This window comes from Rhizobium sp. NLR16a, from assembly GCF_017948245.1.
Taxonomy (GTDB): domain Bacteria; phylum Pseudomonadota; class Alphaproteobacteria; order Rhizobiales; family Rhizobiaceae; genus Rhizobium.
On the sequence record NZ_CP072867.1, the window covers coordinates 217499 to 229840 of the forward strand.

The 12342-nt window shown below is 64.3% G+C and carries 8 protein-coding genes; all 8 read left to right on the forward strand.

All coding sequences use genetic code 11. The features are described from left to right. Nucleotides 1–119: 119 nt before the first annotated feature. The 8 genes from J7U39_RS23250 (at nt 120) to J7U39_RS23285 (ending at nt 12131) form a co-directional block, all read left to right on the forward strand. Nucleotides 120–497 (forward strand): hypothetical protein, encoded by a 378-nt coding sequence (locus tag J7U39_RS23250; protein WP_210632610.1) that lies wholly within the window; start codon nt 120–122, stop codon nt 495–497. A gap of 212 nt (nt 498–709) precedes the next feature. After that, nucleotides 710–2659 carry a DUF4384 domain-containing protein gene (locus J7U39_RS23255; protein ID WP_210632611.1) on the forward strand — a complete coding sequence of 650 codons (1950 nt, stop codon included), beginning with the start codon at nt 710–712 and terminating at the stop codon, nt 2657–2659. Nucleotides 2660–2680: 21 nt separating this feature from the next. Then, the gene (locus J7U39_RS23260) at nt 2681–4297 is read left to right on the forward strand and encodes a caspase family protein (RefSeq protein WP_210632612.1); all 1617 of its coding nucleotides are present in this window, start codon (nt 2681–2683) and stop codon (nt 4295–4297) included. Next, nucleotides 4294–6840: a trypsin-like serine protease gene (locus J7U39_RS23265; protein ID WP_210632613.1), complete on the forward strand. Its 2547-nt coding sequence runs from the start codon at nt 4294–4296 to the stop codon at nt 6838–6840. The genes J7U39_RS23260 and J7U39_RS23265 overlap by 4 nt, the downstream gene beginning before the upstream one ends. Nucleotides 6841–6854: 14 nt before the next feature. Further along, a complete protein-coding gene (locus J7U39_RS23270) occupies nt 6855–8036 on the forward strand; it encodes a serpin family protein (RefSeq protein ID WP_210632614.1) in 1182 nt (393 codons plus the stop codon). A 41-nt stretch (nt 8037–8077) separates the two neighbouring features. Beyond that, nucleotides 8078–10483 carry a serine/threonine protein kinase gene (locus J7U39_RS23275; RefSeq protein ID WP_210632615.1) on the forward strand — a complete coding sequence of 802 codons (2406 nt, stop codon included), beginning with the start codon at nt 8078–8080 and terminating at the stop codon, nt 10481–10483. A 335-nt stretch (nt 10484–10818) separates the two neighbouring features. Further along, complete coding sequence (locus tag J7U39_RS23280) at nt 10819–11571, forward strand: NYN domain-containing protein (protein ID WP_210632616.1); 753 nt, start codon at nt 10819–10821, stop codon at nt 11569–11571. Between the two features lie 248 nt (nt 11572–11819). Next, a complete protein-coding gene (locus tag J7U39_RS23285) occupies nt 11820–12131 on the forward strand; it encodes a DUF982 domain-containing protein (RefSeq protein WP_210632617.1) in 312 nt (103 codons plus the stop codon). Nucleotides 12132–12342 lie beyond the last annotated feature (211 nt).

The following is a 12342-nucleotide window of genomic DNA, read 5'->3' on the forward strand; positions in this document are numbered from 1 at the left end:
CGATTGGCGCCGAGCGCCGTTGCCTTCCATTCGGGCTCTCCCTATTGTCGTTCTGGAGCAATTCCAGCAAAAGTGTGCAGCGGTTGCGTTATGGCGCCCCTTGGACGGATGTGACGACGATGAAGAAATCCCGGCTCATAAGCGTGTCGATCGGCCTGCTGCTTTCGCTTGGGATGGCCGGCATCGGCTATGCCGGATCGGTCGAGGATGCGCTGGCGGCGCGAAACCCCGCGCTTGCGGCGCTGCGCCGGCACGATGAAAAGGCTTTTGCCGCCGCCGTTGCTGTTATCGCCGACCATGAACGCGCCGAGGGGCTGACGCCGGGCCAGGGCAAGCTGCCGGAGACGACCTCGCCCGGCCGCGACATGGGCTCGGGCTCCGGCAAGGAATTCACATCGGACAATCCGGATATTCTCTGGCTCTACAATTCCTCGCCGGAGGGAATGAGCGACCTGATCTCGATTCTGAAATCCGCCGGCCAGAAGCCGAAGAACTAACCGTCTTTCTCCAATCCAGTCCGACTATAAACGGACGGCGGATATTGCCGGCCGTGGGTCTTGCCGCGCCTCTGCCTTCGCGCAATCTTTCCGGCTCCAAATAATTTGTAACCCTCCCTCAAGCAAGACAGCCAAAGCCATCCCAATTTCACCGGTCGGTGCTATTCTCATCTTCAGCACAGTGTGAGATTGTTTCGAAGGGGGAGGTTCCGATGCTCAGCCGCAAAGCCATCCTGGCCGCAGCCACATGTCTTTCGCTTTTGTCGCCGATCCCCGAGGTCGGGGCGCAGAACGAACGCACGCTGACGGAAGCGCCGGCTCAGAGCGGGCCTGTCAGCATCACCTTCGATCGCGCCGAGGCGAGATATGCCGTCGGCGAAGTCGTCGGCCTCTTCATCCAGTCGAGCGAGAACGCCTATGTCACGGTGCTGAACGTTTCGCCGAACGGCTCCGTCACCAAGCTCTTCCCGAACAAGTACCAGACCGATGCCCTCGTTGCCGCCGGCAAGCGCGTGCAGGTGCCGGATCCGGCGAGCGGCGCCAGGCTGCAGGTTTCGGGCCCGGTCGGGCAGGAGCAGATCAAGGTCTTCTATTCCTCCAAGCCGCTGACCATCTTCGCCGATCTCGGCGGCAGCGGCAGCGGCATGTTCCGCTCCATCGACGGCGGCATGGAGGCCGTCTCCCGCAGCCTCGAAGAAGCCCGCAGCCTCGGCACCAAGATCAGCAGCAAGACGCTGACGCTGACCACTGTCGACAGCACGGCCGCCCTGCCGCCTTCCGTCGTTCCGCCCGTCGCCGCCGTTCCCGCCGCAAAACCCGCGCCGGTCGAGCAGGCGGCAAAGCCGCCGGTTGCGCCGAAACCGCCGGCCGCCCCGAAGCCGAAACCGGTCGTCAAACCTGAAGTCGCCAAGAAGCCCGAGGCGATCGAAAAGCCGAAGCCCGCGCCCAAACCGGTCGAACAGGCCGTGACGCAGCCGCCGAAGAAATACAAGATCGTCACCAACCTGGCGCCCGGCCAGCAGCTTGCCGCCGATGAGCTGCAGCTGATCGGCCCCGCCGACACCACCGCCTCCACCCGGCCCAGCCAATATAAACAACCGAGCCAATATCAGCAGCCGTCCCAGTCTGCCCAGACCAAGATGCCGAAACTGCCGATGCCGCAGATCAAGATGCCGCAATTCAAGCTTCCCGGCGGTTTCAGCATCAAGATGCCGCCGATGAGCTTTGGCCGGTCGGCCGAACCCGGCCAGTCCGGCGAGGAGATCGAGGTCGCCAATGCCGATAGCCCGGCCTGCAACGCCCTGCTCGACAAGCTGAACACCGCCGTTGCCGCCAAGGATATCACGGCTGCCGCCTCCGAGGCTGATGCCATTGCCGTCAGCGCCGAATGCGGACAGTTCCAGATCAACGCCCAACGTCGCGTCGCAGCCCTGAGGCTCGCCGCCGCCCAGGAAATGATGGCCGCCGACAAGCCGGTCGCCGAGTATGAACCGCTGCTCGTCGCCGCCGACAGCCCGCAGGTGCTCTGGCAGGCCTCCGCCACGCTCGGCGAGATCTATTTCTCCGCCCGCCGCTTCGCCGATGCCGCCGCCGATTACCAACAGGCGATCGAGATCATCAAGAACGAGACCCGCACGCCGAAGGCGCCGCCGGCCGAGACCATCTCCGATCTCATCCAGCGCGCCGCCCAGGCCCGCATTCTGGCCGCCAATCCCACCAGCGACAACCCGCAGGGCAGTTTCGTGCCGGCCGAGAAGGATCACCGCAGCGGCGTGCTCGGCGGCATCTATTCAGAAAATGTGCGCGGCATCGTGCCGGTCTCCATCCCGGTGCCGATCACCTTCGATTTCGACAAGTCGACCTTCACCTCGATTGGCACCGAGGCTGCCCAGGAATTGCTGCAAGCGCTGAAGGAGCAGAAGCCCGGCCGCGTCATCCTGATCGGCCATACCGATCGCAAAGGCGGCGACGATTACAATAAGAAGCTCTCCGAGCGCCGCGCCCAGGCCGTTGCCGATTTCCTGAAGAAAAACGGCATCGACGCCACGATCGACGCGGAAGGCCGCGGCGCCTCCGAACCGGTTGACGTGACCGCCACCGCCAACCTCACCGAAGACGATATCGACGCGCTCAACCGCCGCGTCGAATGGCGCCGCGAATAGAGGGGCGAGGGGGAACCGGCCATGTCCACATTCGCTCCCATGGCCGCCGCACTCGCCCTTCTTGTTCTGGCGGGCACGAACAGTCTCGCCAGGACGATCGAAGCTCCCGAGCGCGGCACGGTCAGAGCCGTTCTGATCGGCATCGATCTCTATCGCAATGTCCCGCCGCTGCACGGCGCCGTCGCCGATGCCGAGGATCTTTCCCTGTCGCTGCGCTCGCTCGGGGTCGAGGACATGACGCTCTTGAAGAACGGCGCGGCCGACCGCCAGGGCATCTTCGATGCGATCGGCGCCGTCACGCAAAGGGCAGGCGAGGGCGATCTCGTCGTGCTCGGCATCGCCGGCCACGGATCGAGCGAGCCGGAGCGCGTCAAGGGCTCGAAACCCAGCGGCCGCGACGAGGTCTATGTGCTGGCCGGCTTCGATACGAGGCTGCCGGGATCGCGCGAGCGCATCTTCGGCGACGAATTCAAGGTGCTGATCCACAAGCTGGAGGAAAAAGGCGCCGAGGTGCTGTTTATCGCCGACACCTGCCATGCCGGCGGCCTCACTCGCGATGTCGACCCGCGCGGCGCCGAGATCACCTGGCGCCAGGCGCCGTCCTATACGATCGAGGAGGATGACCTGGCGCCGATTTCGACCACGGCCGATGCCCTCTCCACCGGCTTCGATTACAAGCGGTTGACCTTTCTTGCCGCCGTCGACGACCATACCAAATCGCCGGAAATATCGATTCCCGGCATAGCTCAGAAGCGCGGGGCGCTGAGTTATGCCACCGCCCGCGCCTTCGAAGGGGCGGCCGACCGCAACGGCGACGGCACTGTGACCCGCCGCGAGCTGTTCGAATATGTGCGCCAGTCGGTCTATCAGTTCACCGACCAGCGGCAGAACATCTTCACGCAAAGCCCGCCCGGGGCGGATCTCGACCGCGCCGTCGTCTATGCCTATGACAAAGCCGGCCCGGCGGAAGGGCAGAAATCGAATGTGCCGCCCCCGCCGCCCGAACCCGCCCCGATCACCCTTGCCGCCCTCGGTTCGGAGCCGGTGCTGGAGGCTGTCGCTCCCGCCGTCACGCCGTTCAAGCTGACGGACGATGCCAATGCCGAACTCGTCTTCGATCCGCAAAAGCGCGAGGCGATCGCCGGCGGCGATGTCGTCGCCTCCGAAGTCGGCGCCGGCGACATGCCCTTCGTCGTCGACCGGATGGCCGCGCTCGACACGCTGAAGCGGCTGTCGGAGATCAACCCGCAAACCGTGCGGGTGACACCATCCGACAAGGTTCATCGCGACGGCGAGCGCGTCGGCGTCACGGTGTCCGAGCTTGCCGGGCGCAAGCTCGTGCTGTTCGACGTCACCGGCGATGGCACGGTGCAGTTTCTCTATCCCGGCGACAGGGAAGCCGATGCCGAGATGTCTGCGACCTTCGATCTCGATCTTTCCGTCGTCGCTCCCTTCGGCACGGACCTGCTCGTCGCGGTCACCTCCGATCAGGCGATGCCTGGTCTGGTAGAATTCCTGAAACAGAACGACCGGCGCCGCACCGCCGGCAACATCGCCAGACAGCTCGGCGAGCTTCTGCCCGAGGGCGCGCGCGTCGGATTTACGGTCCTCTATACCTCCGCCGGAGCCAGGCTATGAGCACGTCGATCAGCAAGGTCTTCAACATTGCGGCCGTCCTTCTGCTGCTGGCCGCGCCGACGTTTGCGCAGCAGGATACCGATTTTGCCGGTGAGGATGGCGGGCGGGTGATCGGCGGCCAGGCGGCGAAGAAGGGCGAATGGCCCTGGCAGGTGAAGATCCTGGCGCCCGATCCCGAGCAGCGCGGCCGCTTCGGCGGCCATTGCGGCGGCTCGCTGATTTCGCCGCGCTGGATCCTGACCGCCGCCCATTGCGTCACCAGCGGCCGTTCCGGCAAGCAGGATCTCTTCGCCCGCGACCTCCTGATCGTCGAGGGAAAGCAGAAGATCGACAAGGTGATCTCGGTTGACGGCCCTGATAAGCCGGGGCTGTCCGTCGAGGACGTGATCATTCACGAGGATTTCGACCGCAAGGTCTTCGCCAACGACATTGCCCTCATCAAGCTTGCCGAACCTGCCGTCTCGAAGCCGGCAATCCTCGCCTCCGCCGCCGACGAGGCCGTGGAAAGCCCCGGCCACACCGCCGTCGTCACCGGCTGGGGTTACACCAAGGCCGATCACGGCTGGGATGACAAATACCTGCCGACCGAACTGCAGGAGGTCGAGCTGCCGCTCGTCTCGCGCGAGGATTGCCGCGCCGCCTATCGCGAGAGCTCGATGCGCATGAACCCGATCGACGAGCGCAATGTCTGCGCCGGTTACGCCGAGGGCGGCAAGGATGCCTGCCAGGGCGACAGCGGCGGGCCGCTGGTCGCGCAGCGCCCCGACAAGCGCTGGATCCAGCTCGGCATCGTCAGCTGGGGCGCCGGCTGCGCCGAGGCCGAACATTACGGGGTCTATACCCGCGTCGCCGCCTTCCGCGACTGGATCGCCGCCAGGACGGACGGTGACGTGCCGAACGCGCCCGACACTTCGGCTGCTGCCGCCGAGGATCAGGTGGCGGCAATCGACACCAAGCGCCGGCCTGCTGCAAGCGAGACGACGGCCGGCACCAAGCAGAAGCAGACGCCGGCTGCACAGCTCGAGGCCAACCTTGCAATTACGACGCCGCCCGGCAGCACGACCGCGCCTGCGGAAACGACGGAGACTCCAGCATCGCCTTCGCCCGAAGGCAGCCAGCCCGAGGTTCAGGCGCCGGCCGCCGAGCTGCCCATGGCAGTGCGTTCTCCCGGCGACCGCGCGCTTCTGATCGGCATCGACGATTATGAGATGCGCGAGGCGAAGCTGACCGGCTCGGTCGACGATGTGAAGGCGATGCAGCTCTTCCTCGTCAAGACGGTCGGCTACCGTCCGGAACAGATCCACACGCTCACCAATCGCAAGGCCACCCGCGCGGCGATCCTTGCCGAGATCGACGACTGGCTGGTGCGCCAGTCTCAAGCCGGCAGCCGCGTCTTCCTCTATTTCAGCGGCCAGGGCTCCGAGGAAATGGGCGCCGAGGCGACGACGAGCCCGACACTGGTTGCCGCCGATGCCAAGCTGGTGCGCGAGGGGGCCAAGGTGACCGTCACCAACCAGATCCGCGAGACCGAAATCGCCGCACGGCTGAACAGCCTCAGGGACCGCCGCGTCACGCTGCTGATCGATGCCTGCCATGTCGGCCCCGGCAGCCGCAGCGCGGTGGCCGCGCCCGCCGGCGGCACGGTGCGCTGCCTCGGCCCGGCTCTGGCGTCGCTGCAGCCGCCGAACCGCTCTGGCAAGGAAGCGAAATTCTCCTTCGGCGGCGAAACGGCGATGGTCTGGTCGGCGGTCAATGCCGGGCAATGGGCGCTGGTCGATACCGGGGCCAAACCGCCGCTCGGCGTCTTCACCCGCCGCTTCATCGAAGGCGTGCAGGAAGGGGTGGCGCGCGCTTCCGACAAGCCTGACGTCAGCAACGCCGCCCTGCTTGATTATGTCAGGCGCAAATCGGACGAATATTGCCGGGCCCATTCCGAGGACTGCCGCTTCACGCCGGTGCCGCAATTCTACGGCCTCCCGGATGCGCTTGGCCGCGACGTCGTCACCGGAGAGGAGGCGAAGACCCCGGTCGCCGCCGTCGAAAACACGCTGAAGACCGACAATGAGGCGGGCGTGGCCGTCGACGTGCTGCCCGGCACCTCGGTCAGCATCGGCGACAAGGTGGCGATGCGCGTCTCCACCAAGAAATCAGGCTACCTGATCCTCGTCGATATCGACGCCGCCGGCAAGCTGACGCAGCTCTATCCCAACAAGCGCTCGATGGGCCTGAAGCCGACGGCGAAGGGCGGCGACAACCGGCTCGATCCGGCCCGGCCGGTGGTCGTGCCGGATGCCCGCAATCCCTATATCGGTTTCGAATATGTGGTGGAGGGGCCGGCCGGCGTCGGCATGGTCGTCGCCATTCTCAGCGACAAGCCGATCGAAGTGCTCGACCTGCCTGACGTGCCGACACCGCTCGTCGGCCAGCGCGCCGCCTTCAACTATGTCTACGACCTCGCCCGCAGCCTCAGGATCGTCGGCGACGACGAGACCGGCGTCCAGGGCAAATGGTCGTTCGATTCCAAATTCTATCGCATCCGCTGAAAGGGAGGCGAATGATGTCGAGATCCATTCTGCTGGCGGGCCTTTCCGCTTCCCTGATGGCGCTGGCGCCCGCCCATGCGGGCGATGCCACCGACACCAGGGCGGTCCTTGCCGCCCAGGCCGGGCTTGCCGTCGACCTGATCGACCGCACGCTGGCGAAAGAGGGGGCGGCCAACATCATGGTGTCGCCGGCAAGCCTTGCCGCCGCGCTGGGTCTCGCGAGCCTCGGCGCCTCGGATGCGGGCAAGGCGGCCATCGCACGGGGGCTGGGTTTCGGCGATGCGGTCAAGGGGCCGGAGAAGGTGCTCGACGAGATGAACCCGAAGACGCCGCCGGCGGCGGATGCGCCGCTGGCCTCAGGTGTTGCGATCGTCTTCGACGACAAGCTGGCGCTCCTCCCCGATGCCCTCCCCATGCTGGCCGGTCACCGTATCAAGCCGTCGATCGAGGATCTCGATCAGCCCCAATCCGTCGAGCACATCAACGGCTGGGTCAGGCAGGCGACGCGCGACGCCATTCCGGCGATCCTGGAAACGCCGCCCGGCGGCGGCTTCATCAGCCTCGGCGCGCTCTCCTTCAAGGCGCGCTGGAAAACCGCCTTCGAGGCTCAGAGCCCGGCCGCCCCGTTTCGGCGGCCGGACGGCTCGACGGTCTCGGTGCCGATGATGCATCTTGCCGGCGACGGCCAGAAATTCCGCGTCGACGATCGTTTCGCAGCCGTCGACCTCGCCTATTCTGGTGAAACCTACCGCATGGTGGTGATCGCGGCGCGCTCGGAAAAGGGTGTCGGCGGTTCCGATCTCAAAACCCTTGCCTCCTGGCTCCAGGGCGAGAAATTCGAAGCCGCCAAGGGGGAAATCTTCCTGCCCCGCTTTTCCCTCAATGACGGGCGTGATTTGATGCCGACACTCCATGCCATGGGCCTTTCGCCTGATAAGGCGAGCGATGCGGCTTTTCCCAGGTTCACCACGGAAAACATCAGCTTGTCGCGCGTTCTGCAGAAGACGATGATCAAGGTCGATGAGAATGGCACGGAAGCGGCGGCGGCAACGGCCGTGGTCACCGAGCGCAGCATCGATCCGAAACTGGTGCGCGTGAGCGCCGACGCCCGTTTCGCCTTCGCGCTTCGCGATACGAAGACCGGCCTGTTTCTCGCCGCCGGCCTGATCGGCGATCCGCTTCTGGCGGGTGAATGACATGCGCTTTGATGAAGACAAAATGGCAGGGGGACACGTGCATGAGAAGTGATCTGATCGCCCGCTACACGATCGGCGAGCCGGTCTATGAAAACGAGTTCATCGTCTATCCGGCTCAGGACAAGCGGATGGATCGTTCGGTCTTCATCGTCGCGCCCGATGTGGCGCTGAAACTGGACAAGGCCCGCTTCGAGCGGGTCTGGACCTCGGTCAACGAGGCCAAATCGCTGACGGCGCGGCGCTTCGTCGAGATCGAGGATCTGATCCCGCCATCGCCGGAAGACGACAACTTTTATATCGTCGAGAAGCGGCCGTCGAAGACGCTGCACCAGTATCTCGAGGAAACCGAGATGGTCGCCTATGACCGCGCCATCGAGATCGGCCGCCATATCCTCGAAGGGCTGGCGACGCTGCACGGGGCCGGTTACGCCCACAATGCCCTGACCGACCAGTGCATCTACGTGTCGGAGGATTATTCCGGCCTCTCGGTCCGGATCGGCAACCTGCACCTGATCTCCAAGATCGGCGAGCACATCATCCCGCCCTATGCGCCGGAATTCGGCGCGCCGGAGATCTATGCCAGCGGCACATTCTCGGCCTCCGCCGCACTCGACATCTATGCGATGGGCATGATCGCCTACAAGCTCTTCCTGCCGCGGCAGACCTATGCCAGCGTCTTCGACAGCGTCATGGTCTGGGAGGACGAGCACCAGCGCGAGCAGAGCTGGAAGAACATCCATCTCGACCCCTCCAACATCTTCCCGCGCCTCGACGTGCTGATCCCCGGATTTCCCGAGGGCCTGGCCAGCCTGATCGAGAGAATGCTGAGCCGCGATCCGGCCCAGCGACCGCGCATGGGCGCCGATGCGCTCGGCGAATTCAGCCGCGTCACCACGGGCATCCAGCCGATGGCCTGGGACCCGCGCGGCGGCATGCCGCAACAGCCGGAAGCGCCGAAGCGGAAGAAATGGACGCTGGCGCATTTCTCGATGATCGGTGCGCTGCTCCTGATCTGCATCGGTGTCGGCGTCGTCACGATCCCGAAGCTGCTGCGCCCCGATCCCAAGCTCGTCGCCGATGTCGGCACCTGGAAGAAGGAGGCCGAAAGCCGCAGGGACAAAGCCGTCGCCGCCAAGGCGCCGGAACGCCCCTCCGGCGACGAGGCGAAGCTCTCCTATGATGCCGGCGCCGCCGCACTGACCGAGGCTAATGCCGCCCTCAAGGATGAGGACTACAAGAAGGCGCTTCCGGGCTATCAGAAGGCCGCCATCAGCCTTGGCAAATCGCTGATCTCAATCTCGAAAGAAAACGCTGAAAAGGCCAAATCGGCCGCTGCCGCCGCCGGCGGCGACAAGGCCCCGAGTTTTGCCGAGGCCGACAGCAAGATGAAGGCCGCCGCCGACAGCGCCGCCGCCCAGCAGATGCATGGCGCGGTCGACAACTATGAAGCAGCGAAAACGGCTTACGACGATCTCGCCAAGGGGCTGACCGCGCTGTCGGCAGCCGAAAAGGACGCCACGGCAAAACGCGAAACCGTCACCCGCATCGGCGCCGGCGACAGCCCCGACGTCGCCAAGGCGAGCGGCCTGATGACCGAGGCCAAGGCCAAGGCCGAGCAATGGCAGCTGCCGGCCGCGACCTCCGGCTACGGCGACGCCGCCAAGCTCTTCGCCGCACTGATATCGGATGTGATGGCGGCCAAGGACGAGGCGACGGCGCTGAGGCAGAAAGTCACCGATCTCCACGCCTCGCTGACGACGCGCGCCGGCCCCACTGATCCGACACTTGCCGCGCTGGCGCCGAAGCTCACCGAGGCCGATGGCCGCTACACCGCCGAGGCCTACAAGCTCGCCATCGCAGCCTATCAGCCGATCCTGACCGATCTCCAAGCGCTCTCGGCGCGCGGCTTCTGCCCGGTTGCACCCAATGTCGCCTTCGAGACCATCCCTGCCGGCAGCTATCCGCTCGACAACGTCCGGCTGATGACCTCGTCGCTGAAGGAGCTCGGCGGCATGCTCGGCGTCGCCAATGGCGCCGTGAAGGTCGAAAAATCCTTCTGCATGCAGGCCAAGGCGGTCACCCGCGCCGAGATGGCCGAGTATTACACCGCCAACTCAGACCCGGCCTCCGCCCAGGCCTATGCCGGCAATCCCGAGCAGCCGGCCGACGACGTGCCGCTCGCCGAGGCGCAGAACTATACCGCCTGGCTGTCGAAACAGCTGAACGCCCCCGTCCACCTGCCGTCGGCGACCGAATGGATGGCCAGCGCCGTCAAGCTGACGACGGAAAAACTGCCCGACAACGGCGACATCATCCTGCAATGGAGCGCCACCCCCTGCGAAGCCGGCGGCAACGTCGCCTTCATGGCCCAGGAGGGCTCCACTTTCGTCGTCTGCTCGGATGCTTCGGCCGGCGGGATTTTTCGGGTGAGCGCCGAATTGAAGTGAGCAGGCAGAAGGGTGGGACTGAGCGGGTGAGCTGTGTGCCCCATCTTCTCCCCACTCGGGAATTCTATGGAGGGAAAGGCTCGTTCGTTTTGACAGTATCGGCGCCCCTCGCTCCCTCTTCTCCCCTCGGGGGTCCGAAGGACGGGTTGAGACCCGTGGCTCAACCCCGGTCGGTGGCCCTAGGGCGGATGAGGGGGCCACACGGCACGCCATTCATAGTCCCTTTAGCTGCTCTCATTCGCGATAGGCGAAACGTGATGCAACCGCATGGTTGAAGGAACTACAGAGTTAGCCAGCTTGAATTTGGGGCCTATCAATCACCACGGAGCTTTGACATGCCTGAACCACGCTCGCCACGTCTTGCTGTTCTAATCGACGCTGACAACGCCTCCGCAAAGATCGTTGACGGTCTATTCGAGGAAATAGCCAAGATCGGCGAAGCGAGCGTGCGGCGCATCTATGGCGACTTCGCCAATGCTCGCTCCAAGGCATGGATCGACGTCCTCGCAAGACACGCGATCATCCCTCAACAACAGTTTGCCTACACCACGGGCAAGAACGCATCAGACATCACGCTGGTCATCGATGCGATGGACTTGCTGCATAGTGGCCGCTTCGACGGTTTCTGCCTGGTGTCATCAGATAGCGATTTCACGCGTCTCGCCTCACGCATTCGGGAACAAGGGATCGATGTCTTCGGCTTCGGGGAGCAGAAGACGCCGGAGAGCTTCCGCCAGGCATGCCGGCGGTTCATCTACACGGAAAATCTGACGCCTTCGGTCGTGTCGAACGGAACGGACGCCGCACAGGTTGCGTCTTCCCTACGGCCGCCGAGCGCCGCAACACCGATCATCAAAAGAGTAATCGCGCAGATGGAAACCGAGGATGGATGGATCCCGCTCGGCGCGGTCGGAACCCAACTTGCCAATCTCGCATCCGACTTCGACCCACGGACGTTCGGATTCAAGAAGTTGAGCGATCTGATTAAGAAGACGAACTCCTTCGAGGTCGATCATGCCGAAGGCGGGCAATTTCGTATCCGCCTGAAACCTGCGCCAACAAAAAGCAGGGTGAAGCCGGCAACCTAACGCATCGGCAGATAACGCTGATTGGATCTCAGATCCCGCGAGGGTTTGCGTTTCGATATGATTTGGATTGTCGCTCCCTCTGCTTCGGCGGCGGCCTCGTCAGCGTAAGCGCCGAATTACGGCGAACTTTCATTCACAAATTCGCGTTCAAGCCGTGTCTAACGACAAATTTCAATTCCAAATTTTTAAATACGCGCGTACATTGAACATGGGGACTGTAGTATCCGTGCGTTGAGGGGTCGGGGAAAATGTGCTGGAATACATCAACAGCATTCACGCCTGTCGGTTTTGCTTTGCGGGGTCCGAAATCTCGCAAAATCGTGTGGACATTGGGCGACGCGGCGCGTCTCCTGATGAACGACTGGCCTTGCGATGACGGCGAGGAATATATGGCTGCCGTCAAAGCCTGCGTCGACGCCATCACCGGCAAAATTGCCCCGGAACAATTCCGCGAAGTGCTTTTGCGTGCGGCCGACGAGGCGGGTATCCGTACGCTATCGCTGGTTCCGCTGGGAATGGGAGGGCCGCGGCCGGGCCTGCCGCCGATGATGCGATCGTAGGCCGTACATCGAGCGCCCAACCTTTTAGACGTCACCGCTGAGCCTACAGAGCGCTCACTGGGCTCGGCGTGAGGAACGGCAGATTCGGGGCCGGGAGAGGCCTGTCCGCTGTTGGGGTGCCGTAAGGCGAAAGCCGACAGTCGGTCTACTGGTACTGCTGTCCGAGTTCGGGCCGTTGCGGACATAATAGTATGAACACTAAAGCCAGCTT

Bases quoted from the DNA above. Each gene is read 5' to 3' on its own strand.
- J7U39_RS23250 (WP_210632610.1), top strand. From the start codon at position 120: ATGAAGAAATCCCGGCTCATAAGCGTGTCGATCGGCCTGCTGCTTTCG.
- J7U39_RS23255 (WP_210632611.1), top strand. From the start codon at position 710: ATGCTCAGCCGCAAAGCCATCCTGGCCGCAGCCACATGTCTTTCGCTT.
- J7U39_RS23260 (WP_210632612.1), top strand. From the start codon at position 2,681: ATGTCCACATTCGCTCCCATGGCCGCCGCACTCGCCCTTCTTGTTCTG.
- J7U39_RS23265 (WP_210632613.1), top strand. From the start codon at position 4,294: ATGAGCACGTCGATCAGCAAGGTCTTCAACATTGCGGCCGTCCTTCTG.
- J7U39_RS23270 (WP_210632614.1), top strand. From the start codon at position 6,855: ATGTCGAGATCCATTCTGCTGGCGGGCCTTTCCGCTTCCCTGATGGCG.
- J7U39_RS23275 (WP_210632615.1), top strand. From the start codon at position 8,078: ATGAGAAGTGATCTGATCGCCCGCTACACGATCGGCGAGCCGGTCTAT.
- J7U39_RS23280 (WP_210632616.1), top strand. From the start codon at position 10,819: ATGCCTGAACCACGCTCGCCACGTCTTGCTGTTCTAATCGACGCTGAC.
- J7U39_RS23285 (WP_210632617.1), top strand. From the start codon at position 11,820: ATGTGCTGGAATACATCAACAGCATTCACGCCTGTCGGTTTTGCTTTG.